The organism is Streptococcus sp. 2022WUSS083 (assembly GCF_044427155.1).
In the GTDB taxonomy this organism is placed as follows: domain Bacteria; phylum Bacillota; class Bacilli; order Lactobacillales; family Streptococcaceae; genus Streptococcus; species Streptococcus hashimotonensis.
Map to the genome: position 1 here is coordinate 15,280 of NZ_JAOTGK010000010.1, position 15,015 is coordinate 30,294.

10 protein-coding genes, 1 tRNA gene and 4 pseudogenes are annotated in these 15,015 nt (G+C 35.1%); 10 read left to right on the top strand and 5 right to left on the bottom strand.

Features of this window, described 5'->3' with window-relative positions; translation table 11 throughout:
* Window positions 1-40: 40 nt before the first annotated feature.
* Window positions 41-574 carry a DUF402 domain-containing protein gene (locus tag ODU41_RS10395; RefSeq protein ID WP_004194106.1) on the bottom strand — a complete coding sequence of 178 codons (534 nt, stop codon included), beginning with the start codon at window positions 572-574 and terminating at the stop codon, window positions 41-43.
* Window positions 575-649: 75 nt separating this feature from the next.
* Complete coding sequence (gene recX, locus ODU41_RS10400; RefSeq protein WP_024410664.1) at window positions 650-1,426, bottom strand: recombination regulator RecX; 777 nt, start codon at window positions 1,424-1,426, stop codon at window positions 650-652.
* 37 nt (window positions 1,427-1,463) lie between these two features.
* Here recX and rlmD point away from each other — a divergent pair.
* Window positions 1,464-2,813, top strand: a pseudogene (gene rlmD / locus ODU41_RS10405) (23S rRNA (uracil(1939)-C(5))-methyltransferase RlmD); the annotation flags it as partial.
* 320 nt (window positions 2,814-3,133) lie between these two features.
* Here the strand turns inward: rlmD and ODU41_RS10410 are convergent.
* Both ODU41_RS10410 and ODU41_RS10415 read right to left on the bottom strand, forming a co-directional pair.
* Complete coding sequence (locus ODU41_RS10410; RefSeq protein WP_024378623.1) at window positions 3,134-4,606, bottom strand: plasmid recombination protein; 1,473 nt, start codon at window positions 4,604-4,606, stop codon at window positions 3,134-3,136.
* 1,240 nt (window positions 4,607-5,846) lie between these two features.
* Window positions 5,847-5,948, bottom strand: a pseudogene (locus tag ODU41_RS10415) (IS3 family transposase); the annotation flags it as partial.
* Between the two features lie 122 nt (window positions 5,949-6,070).
* On the opposite strand from ODU41_RS10415, the gene ODU41_RS10420 reads away from it, so the two are divergent.
* From ODU41_RS10420 to ODU41_RS10460, 9 genes and pseudogenes are all read left to right on the top strand, one after another.
* The gene (locus ODU41_RS10420) at window positions 6,071-6,685 is read left to right on the top strand and encodes a CadD family cadmium resistance transporter (RefSeq protein WP_024411951.1); all 615 of its coding nucleotides are present in this window, start codon (window positions 6,071-6,073) and stop codon (window positions 6,683-6,685) included.
* A gap of 11 nt (window positions 6,686-6,696) precedes the next feature.
* Window positions 6,697-7,035 (top strand): Cd(II)/Zn(II)-sensing metalloregulatory transcriptional regulator CadX, encoded by a 339-nt coding sequence (cadX, locus tag ODU41_RS10425; protein WP_000711078.1) that lies wholly within the window; start codon window positions 6,697-6,699, stop codon window positions 7,033-7,035.
* Window positions 7,036-7,499: 464 nt separating this feature from the next.
* Window positions 7,500-7,949: a CopY/TcrY family copper transport repressor gene (locus ODU41_RS10430; protein ID WP_024378136.1), complete on the top strand. Its 450-nt coding sequence runs from the start codon at window positions 7,500-7,502 to the stop codon at window positions 7,947-7,949.
* A gap of 17 nt (window positions 7,950-7,966) precedes the next feature.
* Entirely contained in the window at window positions 7,967-9,409 is a 1,443-nt protein-coding gene (locus tag ODU41_RS10435) for a multicopper oxidase family protein (RefSeq protein ID WP_024378135.1), read from the top strand.
* A gap of 8 nt (window positions 9,410-9,417) precedes the next feature.
* Window positions 9,418-9,555: pseudogene (locus tag ODU41_RS10440) on the top strand (CopY/TcrY family copper transport repressor); the annotation flags it as partial.
* A 19-nt stretch (window positions 9,556-9,574) separates the two neighbouring features.
* Window positions 9,575-11,701 (top strand): heavy metal translocating P-type ATPase, encoded by a 2,127-nt coding sequence (locus tag ODU41_RS10445; RefSeq protein ID WP_398578987.1) that lies wholly within the window; start codon window positions 9,575-9,577, stop codon window positions 11,699-11,701.
* 252 nt (window positions 11,702-11,953) lie between these two features.
* Window positions 11,954-12,358 (top strand): hypothetical protein, encoded by a 405-nt coding sequence (locus ODU41_RS10450; protein WP_398578988.1) that lies wholly within the window; start codon window positions 11,954-11,956, stop codon window positions 12,356-12,358.
* Window positions 12,359-12,861: 503 nt separating this feature from the next.
* Entirely contained in the window at window positions 12,862-14,535 is a 1,674-nt protein-coding gene (locus ODU41_RS10455) for a recombinase family protein (protein WP_398578989.1), read from the top strand.
* Between the two features lie 102 nt (window positions 14,536-14,637).
* A pseudogene (locus tag ODU41_RS10460) lies at window positions 14,638-14,776 on the top strand (transposase); the annotation flags it as partial.
* 116 nt (window positions 14,777-14,892) lie between these two features.
* On the opposite strand, the gene ODU41_RS10465 reads toward ODU41_RS10460, so the two are convergent.
* Window positions 14,893-14,966, bottom strand: a tRNA-Pro gene (locus ODU41_RS10465).
* Window positions 14,967-15,015: the final 49 nt, after the last annotated feature.

The window sequence follows — 15,015 nt, forward strand, 5'->3', positions numbered from 1 at the left end:
TAAGAAAAAAACCTGTAAAACAGGATTTTCTTTTCTAACTTTATCTACTTCGCAGTTCTAAATAGCGTTTGTACCAGATATTGACATAGGCTGGAGAGAATGGTCCGCGCTGGTTATTAATCCAATCAACCAGTATCTTGACATTTTCCTTCAAAATAAAATCAATATCATCCGAATACTTCATCGCCTTACGATGACGCTCATATTCATCCACATCCAGCAGTCTCTTTTCACCATCAGCAAAGACCTTAACATCTAGGTCATAATCAATATATTTGAGTGCCTCATTGTCGAGAACATATGGACTAGCAAGGTTACAATAATAGGAAACTCCGTTTTCACGAATCATTGCAATGATATTGAACCAGTATTTTTTATGAAAATACACGATTGCTGGTTCTCTTGTTACCCAACGCCTACCATCATTTTCAGTCACTAAGGTATGATTATTGACTCCAATAATAGCATTTTCCGTTGTTTTTAATACCATGGTGTCACGCCAAGTGCGATGAATTTCACCGTCATGCTTATAACTTTGAATTGTAATAAAGTCGCCTTCCTTTGGTAATTTCACTTTGTTACCAACTTTCTACAATTACAATTTATCTTGACTATTATATCATATTTTTCTAACCTAGGCTAAATTTTTTCACAGATAATCACGAAGGACAGTCTGAATCCGATCAAAGTCATAACCCTTTCGAGCTAAAGCCTGTATCAACCTTTGCTTCAATTCATAGCCTTCATATTTACGACTATATTTTCTATACTGCTTATCCAATTCCTTGGCGATTAAATCATCTTCATTTTCCTCATCAGCCACAAGTTCCAACTGACCCAAGCTTTGTTTGGCTGACTCATAAGAAAACCCCTTACCCATCAATCCCTGTACAACTTTATCTTGCAAAGCTCGAAGAGGCAACTTTCTTTGGTATCTACCCACCAATTTCTCCCCAATCTTCCCAGCAAGCTCTGAAAAATCTTCCTCAGCCAGCCTTTTATCAATCAGCGGTTTAGGAATTCCTTTCTGCATCAACTTCTGACGAATCATAGCTGGTCCCTTATCTCCATTTAGAGCATTCTGACGAACATAGCTATCAACATAGTTCCCATCGTCCAGCCATTTTTCCTCTTCTAATACCGTCACAATCTTGACAATATTGTTTTCTTCAATTTCATATTTTTTTAGATAATCACTAACTTCTTTTTTGGTACGTTGCTTGAAGGAAAGGTAATAAAGTGCTAGATTTTTCCCATAAGAAAACTGAGCAAAATCGCGAAGCTCACAAAACTCCTGCTCCGTGATTTCCTTTCCCTTACTAAGCATGAAGCGAACAATTGTGTCTTCCGTAATATACAAACTATCCTGACCATCCACTTCAAGTAAATAAAGACGTTTCTTCTTTTCAATTTTTGTAATTCTCATTCTTTCATTATACAGGATTTTTCGGTAAAATAATAATATGAATCTACAAGTAAACCAACGAATCCCCCTAAAAATCAAACGAATGGGCATCAACGGAGAAGGCATCGGATTTTATCAAAAAACGCTAGTCTTTGTCCCTGGTGCCCTTAAGGGGGAAGAAATTTTTTGTCAAATTACCTCAGTCAAACGAAATTTCGTTGAAGCAAAATTGTTAAAAATCAACAAGGAATCAAAATTCCGTGTCAAGCCTGCCTGTGACATCTATCAAGCCTGTGGTGGTTGTCAAATCATGCACCTCCGCTATGATAAACAATTAGACTTCAAACAAGATCTCTTGCAGCAGGCCCTAAAAAAGTTCAAACCAGCTGACTACGAAAACTACACTATTTATCCAACAATCGGTATGGATAAGCCTAGCCACTATCGTGCCAAATTACAGTTCCAGACTCGATCTTTCAAAGATCAAGTCAAGGCCGGTCTCTATGCAGAAAATTCCCATCGCTTGATTGGAATTACGAATTGTTACGTCCAAGATGCCGAAACACAAGAGATTATCAACGGAATCGCAAAACTACTCACCAAGCACCGTATTCCTATTTACAATGAGCGCAAGCAACATGGAATCCGCACGGTTATGGTCCGCAAGGCTCGAAAAACAGGTCAAGTTCAAGTGATTTTTATCACCTCTTGTCAGGTTAATCTTACTAAATTAATTGATGAACTCACCAGTCAATTTCCAAGTATAATCACTATTGCTCTAAACTGGAATAGACAGAAAACGAGTGATATTTATGGGGAAAAAACAGAAATTTTATGGGGAGAACAAGCTATCGATGAGGCTGTTTTAGATTACGAATTCTCACTATCTCCACGGGCATTTTATCAACTAAATCCCCAACAAACAGAAATTCTCTACGGCGAGGCCGTCAAGGCTTTGGACATTTCAGGAGATGAAAACTTGATTGATGCCTACTGTGGCGTGGGCACAATCGGCTTCGCCTTTGCTAAAAAGGTCAAATCTGTTCGAGGTATGGACATTATTCCAGAAGCCATCGAGGATGCTAAAGCAAACGCTAAGCGAATGGGATTATCCAATACCCACTATGAGGCAGGTAAAGCAGAAGAAATCATTCCAAAGTGGTACCAAGAAGGCTACAGGGCCGATGCCTTGGTAGTTGATCCTCCACGAACTGGACTCGATGAAAAGCTCCTCAAAACCATTTTGAATTACAAACCAGCTAAAATGGTTTACGTATCCTGCAATGTCTCCACCCTTGCAAGGGACCTTGTTGAACTAAGCAAAGCCTACAAGGTAGAATACATTCAATCTGTCGACATGTTTCCCCACACAGCACGGACCGAGGCGGTTGTGAAATTGTCCAAACGAGATATCAACCATCATATTGATCTTGAAATCAATGAAGAAGATCTCAAAGATATTTCTGTCAAGAAGGATGCCACTTATTCAGAAATCAAAGATTATGTCTTTAGAAAATTTGAATTAAAAGTATCTACCCTTAACATTGCACAAGTAAAAAGGAAACTTGGGATAATCGAGCGAGAGAACTATAATCACTCTAAGAAAGAAAATCAAAGAGTTCCAAATTGTCCACCCAAAAAAGAACAAGCTATCATCGATGCGTTAACTTGGTTTGGAATGATTGAGTAATTAAATAAATTAAAAAGTGCAGAATTGATCTGCACTTTTTAACGTTCATAATCATTTGTATTGCGATTTTTACTTATTTGTTTTTGGTGTAATTTTTTGTGTTTTTCGATGCGTTCAAATACTTTTTTCTTATCATTTTCAGTGAGATAGTTTTGAAAATCTTCGTATAGGTTCATTGCAGGCTGCACTTCCTTCAATAGCGAATCCATTTTTTTCTCCGCTTCTTTTTGTTCAGCAATGCGTACTGACCTCTCATGTTGAAGTTGTACTCTAGCTCTTTTCAATTCACCAGTCAATTGGCTAATTTTCTTTTTTAATCCTTTGACAATACTATTGTTAAAGACTTTATCAATAAAATCGTCTAAAATTTGTTTCATAGGTTTGGTATTTACTTGGTATAACATTTTTTCAAAAATTTTTAAAGGTACAACTGCAAATTTTTCTTTTTTTCCAATTAGTCCACGTTCCTCTACTTTAAAGTCCTTGGTAAATAGGTAATTCTTATCCTCTTTAATTCCAATATCCTTTAATAATTGTTCGTTGATAGCATTTATAGCTTTTTCTTGAGCTAATAGTAATTCTAGTTTATCAGCTTTAGCTTCAAACTTTTCATCTAACTTATTAACAGACTCTTGCTTTGAATGGATGACATTATCATATTGTTCAATTGATTGTGTTTTTCTATCAATCTCTTTTTCAAGTGTATTCAACTTCTCTTTCTTTTTTGCAAATTCTTTTTCTACTTTTGAGACCTCAGAAGTGATTTCAGCTTTAATCTCATTCAGTTTCTTTCCTTTTTCCTCCTCAAGTTCAGCCATCATTTCTTTATATTCACGCATGTCTTTAATCTTGTTCGTACCTACTTTTTTACGTTCGACTGCCATTTCTTTCAACATTGTCTCAAGGACTTTAATTTCGTTGTTGCGAAAAGCCATAAGTTGAAATTTTCCTTTTTCTGTAAATCCCTCTTGCTTCAATGCTTTTGAAAAGCTGGGCTGTTTAGAGAGACCATTTTTATAACCGTCTGCGATGGGAACTACATTTAAATGTAAATGCGGAGCACCTTTTTCATCCAGATGCACTACTGCATTATAAACACGGAAATGTGGATGACGTTTTTCGAAATCTTGTGCATATTTAGCTAAATATATCCCTATGTTGAGTTTATATCCTTCTGGTAATTCATCCCAATCCGCTTTTGATCCAATACCAATGATAAACTCTCTTTGTTGATCTAAGGTATCAAGTTTACCAACATGTTTATAATAATCCTTGATTTTTCGATCATTTCTTATCTGCTTTTCATTGTATTCCTGCAAAGAAGGTCCAAATTCCTTTTCATATAGCTCTCGAATATCTAATTGTTTAACTACAATATTTTGATGACTTTTATCTCTAAGAATATGTGAATGTTCTGGGCTCTTCCATTCTTTTTCTGTTAAATCTCTATTATTATGTCGAATGTTTGTCATTCTCGGATTTGTTTTAAATGAAATAGTTAATTTTGGCATCACGTATACTCCTTAAAAATTTTTCTTTAATACAGTATGCCTTAAAAACTCATTTTAAAAATTTGAGAATGAATTTATTGGGAACTATCCCTGAACCAAGTAATTAATTACTGATGTTTTATTCTTTAGGACTGAAATCTATGGAGACCAATCTCTTACTATTAGAATGAAATTGACACCTTAACGAGTCCATTATAGAAAAATGTATTGACTATTTAAGTAATCCATATTTAAGCGATTAATGGTTTTGTATAGTTGACCATTTTGGCTGTAATAATGGATTCATAAATTACTCCATGATTGAAAAACATTGGCTAATAAAGTAATCCATGTTTGTAAAATAAAAGGCCAAGTAAAGTAGTCCATAATTGTATAATATATGGCTGAATAAACTAGTCCATATTCTCTAAATTAATGGACTAATTAAAGAAGCCCATATTTTCAAAAATAGCGGACCAATAAAGTAATCCATTCTTTAACAGATAATGGTTTTATAAAGTTACCCATTATGACTTAAAAAATGGATAGATAAATGACCCCATTATTTTTGTAGAAAAGTGATTATTTAAGATTGGTATCTTAATTTCTAAATTATCAATATCTTAAAATTTTGTGTTATGATTGCTCGAATAGCGAACAACGGCGAGGCGCTCCGCTATTCCTCGCCAAATAAATTAGACTCAATGATTTTCATTAAAAAATTTGAGAAGCAAGTAACAGAGGTTTTTGTTACTTTTTGTCAAAAAGTAACGTTTTTGTAGTTTTGACAACCCTACGGTTCATCAAAACTACAAACGCTCTGCCGAGGGCTATGGGTTGCACCCCTTTTTTGACCCTCACGGTTCAAAAAATTCACTGCTTTTTCGGCCCACAAAAGTGGCCTCGAAAAAATCGGCGCGAACTACGCACCGAAAAAATTGCTTCACGCAATTTTTGCTTGCCCATCTTTTGCTAACAAAATAATTTCAGCTGCGCTAAAATTATCAGCAAAAAATGGTCTTCGCCCGTCGCACGAATCAACGTGCGATTTGTCCGCGAACAGCGCAGACAAAAAAGAGAGAGCTTATAACTCCCTCCCATGCTTATTAACTAGGCTATTACTCTAGTTAATGTTTGCAATTAGACATATATTCATCATACGAGATTTCCAATGGCTCATAAATCGAAATAGTTTTAAGCTCAATCAACGGTCGTGGGACTGACCCCAAAAAAGTGAGAATTTAATAAAAACACCCTAGGGCTACCGTCTCCGGTATTCAACCGGAGACAGGTAGTCCAATTTTTGTTGGATTCTTTTTTCATTATAATATTTGATGTAATTTTCTACAATTTGAATTACAATATATTTCTGAAACTACACAATACAAATATTGACATGCAATTATTAATTGGTGGATTTTAAGTTGACATCTATAAAGTTTAATGTTAGAATACATTCAAAAATATATTTGAATGAGGTGTTTTATGATTCAAAATATTGTTACTTCAATAATCCTGTATTCTGGGACAGCCGTAGACTTACTTATTATCCTAATGTTATTTTTTGCCAAAAGAAAAAGCAGAAAAGACATCATTAACATCTATTTAGGACAATTTCTAGGCTCTGTTAGTCTAATATTGCTAAGTTTGCTTTTTGCATTTGTCTTAGATTATATTCCTAGTAAAGAGATTTTAGGTTTGCTCGGTTTGATTCCAATTTTCCTAGGCCTCAAAGTTTTGCTTTTAGGAGATTCTGATGGAGAAGCTATTGCCAAAGAAGGTTTGAGCAAAGATAATAAAAACCTGATTTTTCTAGTCGCTATGATTACTTTTGCAAGTTGTGGTGCTGACAATATTGGTGTCTTTGTCCCATATTTTACTACCTTAAATTTAGCGAATTTGATAGTGGCTTTACTTACCTTTCTAGTCATGATTTATCTCTTGGTTTTTTCTGCCCAAAAATTGGCACAAGTCCCTTCTGTCGGAGAAACTTTGGAAAAATATAGTAGATGGTTTATTGCTGTTGTTTATTTAGGATTGGGGATGTATATCCTGATTGAAAACAACAGCTTTGACATGCTATGGGCTGTGTTAGGCTAGGAGAAAAAATTATGAAAAAAGATAGTATCTGTCAAGTGGATGTTATAAATCAACAAAATGTTACAACCGCAACGAACTACCTTGAAAAGGAAAAAGTCCAAAAATCACTTCGTATTTTATCAAAATTTACCGATAATAAACAGATAAATATCATCTTTTATCTCCTTGCCGTCGAAGAACTCTGTGTCTGCGATATAGCCTGTTTATTAAATCTCAGTATGGCATCTGCCTCCCACCATCTTCGTAAACTAGCCAATCAAAACATCTTGGACACTAGAAGAGAGGGGAAAATTATATATTATTTTATAAAAGATGAGGAAATCAGAGATTTTTTTAATCAACTAGGATAACAACTATTTTTACTACTTTCTACTTTTCCATGATTATAGGAAGATTATATATGAAATTTTTGATGAAAATTACTCACAAGAAATACCTACTCGTATCAAATGTTTAAGAAAAAAGTATAATTTAAAGCAAAGCGACCTACGATTATATCAGCGTTTACAGACATTCAAGAGAAATCTCTTGGATGTCTTTTTTGGGCTAAAGCAAGGCTATGATTAGCCTTGGCAAATTTGCCTAACAGCTCCAAACCTGTCATCAAATGAAATCGATGACTTATCAGAATGAGTCGTAGCCTTCATCTCACAGTATAGGTAGATGGCTAATTTCATTTTAAAACTTTCAGTTTTAAGGGACTGACCCCAAAAAGTGAGAATTTAATAAAAAGACTTGACAAATTTCGTTTACAATAGTAGACTTATTTTGAACACATTCGTTTACATTTGTAAACGACAAGGAGGAAAGGAAAATGAGCACAATAGAACTTAATACTTCTATCACAGATGCTGAATGGGAAGTAATGCGTGTAGTTTGGGCAAATGATCGAGTAACTAGTAAAATAGTCATCTCTGTATTGAAAGAAAAAATGGACTGGACAGAATCCACTATCAAAACGATCTTAGGTCGATTAGTTGAAAAAGGCGTACTAAATACAGAGCAAGAAGGTAGAAAGTTTATTTACACTGCCAATATTGTAGAGAAAGAAGCCGTAAGGGATTATGCAGAAGATATTTTTAACCGTATTTGCAATAAGAAAGTTGGAAATGTAATAGGAAGCATCATTGAAAATCATGTCTTAAGCTTCGATGATATAGATCGACTAGAGAAAATATTAGAGATAAAAAAATCTTTCGCAGTAGAAGAAGTGGCTTGCAATTGTCCAGAAGGACAATGCGAGTGTCATTTACATCATCATTAACATAAGGAGGAATAAAAATGAGTAAGAATAAACATATGTTATTAGGTATTGGACTTACAGTCGTATTAACTGCAGTTGGATATATTACACTTTTAGAACCAATGATTAGTTATTTTAAAATAAACCAGAGTGCAGTTAATATAGATATTCAAACAAGTAAAACAAAAAGTACACTTCCTATACCACCACTATTAGAGGATAAAAATCCAGATCCTAATATTGCGGATTTTACTTTAGAACCTCAAGAAAGAGAAACTTCATTTTTACCAAATACCAAGACACGAACTATGGGGTACAACGGAAGTTTCTTAGGCCCTGTCATCAGAGTAAGTAAAGGTGAGCAAGTAAATGTGCACGTAAATAACAAGCTAAAAGAAGCAACTACAGTTCACTGGCATGGACTAGAGGTAGAAGGAGAAAAGGATGGGGGCCCTCATCAAGGAATTGAACCAGGAACAACTTGGGAGCCTAGTTTTACAGTAAATCAACAGGCTGCAACATTGTGGTATCATCCGCACTTTGGAGGAAATACTGCTACCCAAGTTTATAAAGGTTTAGCAGGACTATTCTATGTGGATGATGAAGTATCAAAAAGCTTAAATATTCCTAAGGAATATGGAGTAAATGATATACCTTTAGTAATTCAAGATAGAAGCTTTGGCAAGGACGGCAGTTTTATTTATAATACAAATATGATGGATGGAGCAACAGGGGATACTATCATAGTTAACGGAGCTATTAAACCTAATTTAGAGGTTAATAGAGTCAAGATGAGATTTAGAATAGTTAATGGTGCTAATGCAAGTAACTTTAATTTGAAGTTAGATAATAGAGATGGATTCTATCAAATAGCATCTGATGGTGGATTTTTAGAAAAACCGGTTAGCCAGAGAAATATTATGTTATCACCTGGGGAAAGAGCAGAGATAATAGTGGACTTTTCAAAGTATGAAAAGGGAACGCAGCTATCACTTATGAGTAATAAGGAAGCCATTATGACCTTTAATGTTAAAGGCGATGGGAAAGATGATACTGAAGTACCTAGCACTTTAACGAATATAGAAAGAATGTCAGAAGCACAAGCTACTAAGATAAGAAGCTTTGAGCTTCAAGGTATGGGTCAAATGGTATCAATAAACGGTATAAAGTTTGATATGAATAGAATTGATGAAACAGTGAAGCTTGGAGATACAGAGATTTGGGAAATTACAAACCCAGGATCTATGATGCATGAAATGGGGCACCCATTCCATATTCATGGCACACAGGTTCAAATTCTATCAAGAAACGGTAATGCGCCTTCTCCAGAGGAGAGCGGATGGAAAGATACTGTATATATTGAGCCTAACGAAAAAGTAAGACTTATAGTTAAGTTTAATAAGAAGGGTACTTATATGTACCACTGTCACATTCTTGAACATGAAGAAGCAGGTATGATGGGACAAATTAAAGTAGAATAATAAATAATATTGAAGATCATGTCTTAAGCTTCGATGATATAGATCGACTAGAAAAAATATTAGAGATAAAAAAATCTTTCGCAGTAGAAGAAGTGGATTGCAATTGTCCAGAAAGACAATGCGAGTGTCATTTACATCATCATTAAGAATAAGGAGGAATTTAAAATGAACAATAATAACAAACATTTATCCCACTGTCACCATAATCATGGCGACATGGATCATTCAAAACATGAGTACGTAAGCACGGAAGAACATGGAGACCATAAGAATCAACATCAAGAACATCATGCTGAGCATGATCACAGCGGGCACAGTGGGCATGACCACAGTGGGCACGGAGGGCATGAACACCATCATCACGGTAACTTTAAGGAACTTTTCTTACAGTCATTGCCACTAGGAATCATTATTATGCTCTTATCTCCTATGTATGGATTTGAACTACCATTCCAGTTTACTTTTCCATATTCTGATATTGTAGTAGCTATTTTATCTACTATATTAATTATTTATGGTGGACGTCCATTCTATCAAGGCGCAGTTGATGAATTTAAACAAAAAGAACCTGGAATGATGGCTCTAGTTTCTTTAGGTATAAGTGTTTCATATTTATACAGTATTTATGCTGTTATCATTACCTACGTAACGGGTGGACACGTGATGGACTTTTTCTTTGAATTTGCTTCATTATTATTAATCATGTTATTAGGTCACTGGATTGAGATGAAAGCTATTGGAGAAGCAGGAGACGCACAAGCAGCATTGGCTAAGTTGGTACCAAAAGATGCTCACGTTGTGTTAGAAGATGATTCAATTGAAATACGTCCAGTTGCTGACTTACAGGTAGGAGATTTAATTCGTGTTCAAGCCGGAGAAAATGTGCCAGCAGACGGAACTATCGAGCGTGGCGAATCACGTGTGAATGAAGCTCTTTTGACTGGAGAATCAAAAGCAGTTAAAAAAGGTCCTGGCGATGAAGTAATCGGAGGCTCAACAAATGGAGAAGGGGTTCTTTATATTAAAGTGAATGAGACAGATGATCAATCCTTCATCTCTCAAGTTCAGAATTTAATCAGCCAAGCTCAAAGTCAGCCTTCCAGGGCAGAAAATATTGCTCAAAAGGTTGCAGGGTGGCTCTTCTATATTGCGGTCATTGTCGCACTAATAGCTTTTGTAGTGTGGATGGTTATTGGAGATATCCCAACGGCAGTTATCTTTACTATCACGACATTAGTTATAGCTTGTCCACACGCATTAGGTCTGGCTATTCCATTGGTCACCGCCCGTAGCACAAGCTTAGGAGCCAGTCGTGGGTTACTAGTGAAAGACCGCCAAGCCTTAGAAATAGCTCCAGATGCAGATGTGATGATTTTAGATAAAACAGGTACTTTAACAACTGGTGAGTTTAAAGTATTAGACGTTAAACTTTTTAATAACAAATATAATAAAGAGGAAATCATTGCCTTACTGGCAGGTATTGAAGGAGGCTCTAGCCACCCGATTGCTCAATCAATTATAAGTTTCGCTAAGCAGCAAGATATACGTCCAGCATCTTTTGATTCAATTGATATGATTTCCGGTGCTGGAGTAGAGGGTAAAGCAGGTGGGCACCGTTACCAATTAATCAGTCAAAAAGCCTATGGACGTAATCTTGATATGGATATTCCAAAAGGAGCAACTCTTAGTGTCTTAGTAGAAAACGATGACGCCATTGGCGCTGTAGCTTTAGGGGACGAATTAAAACCAACGAGTAAAGAGTTAATTAAAGCTCTTATAAAGAACAATATTCAACCAATTATGGCAACAGGTGATAATGAAGAAGCGGCTCAAAGTGCGGCAGAAGATTTAGGTATTGAATATAGATCAAATCAATCTCCACAAGACAAATATGAGTTAGTTAAAACACTTAAAGATGAAGGAAAGAAAGTTATCATGGTAGGTGATGGTGTAAATGATGCTCCTTCTCTTGCCTTAGCAGATGTTGGTATAGCTATAGGTGCTGGAACTCAAGTGGCGTTGGATTCAGCTGATGTCATATTGACTCAATCTGATCCAGGAGATATTGAATCATTTATTGAATTAGCACACAAAACAACTCGTAAAATGAAACAAAATCTCTTTTGGGGAGCCGGTTATAACTTTATAGCTATCCCTCTAGCTGCAGGAATTTTGGCTCCTATTGGCATCACATTTAGCCCTGCATTAGGAGCAATTCTAATGTCTGTGTCAACAGTCATCGTCGCCATTAATGCTATTTTATTAAATTTAGATCCCAAAAATAACGGTTAACAGATCGAATGATTGAAACTCATTAAAGTATCAAGATACAATAGTTTTACAGGAGAAAAAGAGATGTAAGTACTGGCTCTTTGTAAAATCGTGTTGGTAGAAGTAGACGATTTTTCTACCAACACGATTTTTAATTTATTATAGAACTGATTATTTTTAGGATATAAGTACCTGAAGCATAGAGATGAGTATGGCTATAGTCAAAATAAAGCAGTAACAGCCTTGAAATATATAAATCTATCATTCAAAGAATTGATTTATGAACAATACGATTACTATGTTAAAAAAAATAAGAAAGATCCTTTGGATCGGACTATCGATTATATGCTGAAATTTCAGAGAACTGATGCAAATTTTGAGATTCCCAAGCTTCTTGCTGTTGTTGATTCTATTCAAAAATATGTTTTTAGCCAATCAAAAATGAAGTGCGGGGACTATAGCGTGTTTGCTTCTTTATTAGAAAATGAACAAGTTGATGAAAGATTACAATTCTTAATTGATTATGGGGTACCTTGTTCAGCAGTCAAGAAAGTAAAATTACCAGAGGAGTTAACTGGTTATCCTAATATTATCCAATATCTAAAGGATAATATTTCGCAAATAAGTTCAAAGCTAATTCCTTATGAAATGAAGTTGATGAATGAGGCAATTTTTTAAGTGGATAATAATTTTTAAAATGTTGACAAGAGTTGTGTTTAATCGTACTGTATATATACTTCTAGTACACATCTAACAATGTTTTAAAACTAAAATCTTCTTACCTTCTGTAAGAAGATTTTTGCATGGAATTAAAACTAATATCAAATTCATTAACGGTTTTTTTATAATTTCCAAAAAATGGCAGAATATAGTTGAGTTATAGAAGGAGTTTATCATGAACTTACATGATTTACATTTCTACAAGCAACTACTTCTGCCTTTTGTAATGAGGAATCAGAGTCAAATAATTTCACTTGGAGGTCATCTATGGATGAACTAGTGAGATTTTTGGAAGAAATGCTTCTGAAATATGGAGACAACATTGATTGCTCAAATTTACCAATCAAGGAAGAAAACCTGTATACTGATGAGTAGTTGCTTGTATTCTTTTCTAAAAAGAGTTAAAATACCCTTAAGATTATAAGGGTATTTTTTGGTCAAACTTTTCAAGGAGAAATTAAATGAAGCGAAAGAAAGCCTATATCTATACAAGGGTATCTACGACTATGCAGGTTGAAGGATTTTCATTAGATGCTCAAGAAGCAAAAATTCAGCAATATGCCAATGCTTTTGATATTGAGATTGTGAAAACCTATCAAGACGCTGGGAAATCTGGTAAAACCATGCTAGGACGAACGGAATTTATGAACATGATATCAGACATCGAAGCAGAGAAAGATAAGGTGGACTATGTACTTGTATTCAAATTATCACGTTTTGGTCGGAATGCTGCGGATACTTTAAAATCTCTAGCTATTATGGAATCTCATGGTGTAAATCTGATTTGCGTTGATGATGGACTGGATAGTTCAAAGGATTCAGGAAAGTTAGTTATTACGATCTTGTCGGCAGTTGCTGAAATGGAAAGAGAGAATATTATTTCTCAAGCTATGGAAGGTCGTAGACAAAAAGCGAGAGCTGGTCAATGGAATGGTGGATTTGCGCCTGTAGGATATTCCCTTGTTAATGGTCAATTACAAGTAAATCATGAAGAAGCTGAATCCGTAAAGATGATTTTTGATTTATTTGCCAACAGTGATATGGGCACTATAGCTATTGCCAAGCATTTAGCCAACCTAGATATAAAGAAACCAATTCGACACAATAGTACGCTTCCATATTTTTCATCAAGTGGCATTGCAAGAATCTTAGACAATCCAGTTTACAATGGAAAAATTGCTTTTGGACGGCGTGAAAGCACTCGAGATAAAATTTCTGGTGAAACGAAAGTCACGCAGTCTGAAAATTATATTCTAACAGACGGAATCCATGAAGCAATTATTGACGATGAGACTTGGAAAAAAGTGAGGAAAAAACGAGAAGCTAATGCCCATAAGTATAAACGTGAGAATCCAAACAAGGGCGATTCTATCTATATACTTTCAGGGTTGATAAAATGTCCATTATGCAATGCTGGGCTTTATGGAAATAAAAGTATCAAGCGAAATAAAAATAAGAAAGATGAATACTATAAAAACTATTACTACTATGCTTGTAAACATAGAAAACATGTAGATGGTCATAAGTGCACATTTAATAAACAGCTTAAAACAGGAAATTTAGACCATGAAGTATTATCAATCATTAGTAAGTTAGTTTCAAGACCTGATTTTGCACGAAAACTGCAAGAGAAAATAAATATTCAGGTTGATACAAGTAGGATAGACAGTGAAATTGAACAATATAAAAGTCTCTTTCGCCAATTAAGTGCAACTAAAATGAATTTAATCCAACAGATTGACTCCTTAAATTTTGAAGATCCTCATTTTCAGCAAAAGTCAATTGATTTAGATATGAGATTAAATACTATTTATGATAAATTAGCAGATGTAGAAATGCTAATTGAGACAAGTGAATCTAAACGAGAGGTAATCCTAAAAGATAAAATGACCGCTGATAATATTTATAAAATATTAGTTAACTTTGCATCATTTATGGACGTCATGGAAGATATCGACAAGAAGCGATTGTGTCAGATGTTGATTGAAAAAGTCGAAATTTATGATGACAAAAATAAAGCAGGACGTTGGGTAAAAGCCATTCATTTCAAGCTTCCAATCATTGAGGAAGACTTAGAAAATAGTTTGGACAATAGTACACCGGTTGAGGCGGTTGTTAAACTAAGCAAAAAGTAAAAGGCACTATAAGACTATGACGGGTAAACCCACTATGGTCATATAGAGCCTTTTTGAGTGTAGAAAAAAGTCCCCTATGACCCACACTGAAAAACAACAAAACTCACATTTTCAAACGCCAAACTGGAAGCTACCAATAATCTCATCAAAGTCATTAAAAGAAATGCCTTTGGCTTCAGGAAGATGAAAACTAGAAAAACAGATTTTGATTGCTTTGAACAGTGAAAAGGGCTGGGAATAGCCCTTTTCAGCTTATCTCCTGAAAATAGGAAAGAGATAAAAAAGAGAGAACGAAGTTCGTCCTCTCTAGGTCTTAGCTTTTCATCTACCCACTACAGTTGACAAAGAGCCCAATAATCGGGAAGACAGGATTCGAACCTGCGACACCTTGGTCCCAAACCAAGTACTCTACCAAGCTGAGCTACTTCCCGATACTATTAAAAATAAAGCTCCCCTAACGTCTCCATTAAGCGAGTGATG

Coding starts and splice junctions, on each gene's coding strand:
- ODU41_RS10430 (WP_024378136.1), top strand. CDS start 7,500: ATGAGCACAATAGAACTTAATACTTCTATCACAGATGCTGAATGGGAA.
- recX (WP_024410664.1), bottom strand. CDS start 1,426: ATGAGAATTACAAAAATTGAAAAGAAGAAACGTCTTTATTTACTTGAA.
- ODU41_RS10455 (WP_398578989.1), top strand. CDS start 12,862: ATGAAGCGAAAGAAAGCCTATATCTATACAAGGGTATCTACGACTATG.
- ODU41_RS10435 (WP_024378135.1), top strand. CDS start 7,967: ATGAGTAAGAATAAACATATGTTATTAGGTATTGGACTTACAGTCGTA.
- ODU41_RS10445 (WP_398578987.1), top strand. CDS start 9,575: ATGAACAATAATAACAAACATTTATCCCACTGTCACCATAATCATGGC.
- ODU41_RS10420 (WP_024411951.1), top strand. CDS start 6,071: ATGATTCAAAATATTGTTACTTCAATAATCCTGTATTCTGGGACAGCC.
- ODU41_RS10410 (WP_024378623.1), bottom strand. CDS start 4,606: ATGCCAAAATTAACTATTTCATTTAAAACAAATCCGAGAATGACAAAC.
- cadX (WP_000711078.1), top strand. CDS start 6,697: ATGAAAAAAGATAGTATCTGTCAAGTGGATGTTATAAATCAACAAAAT.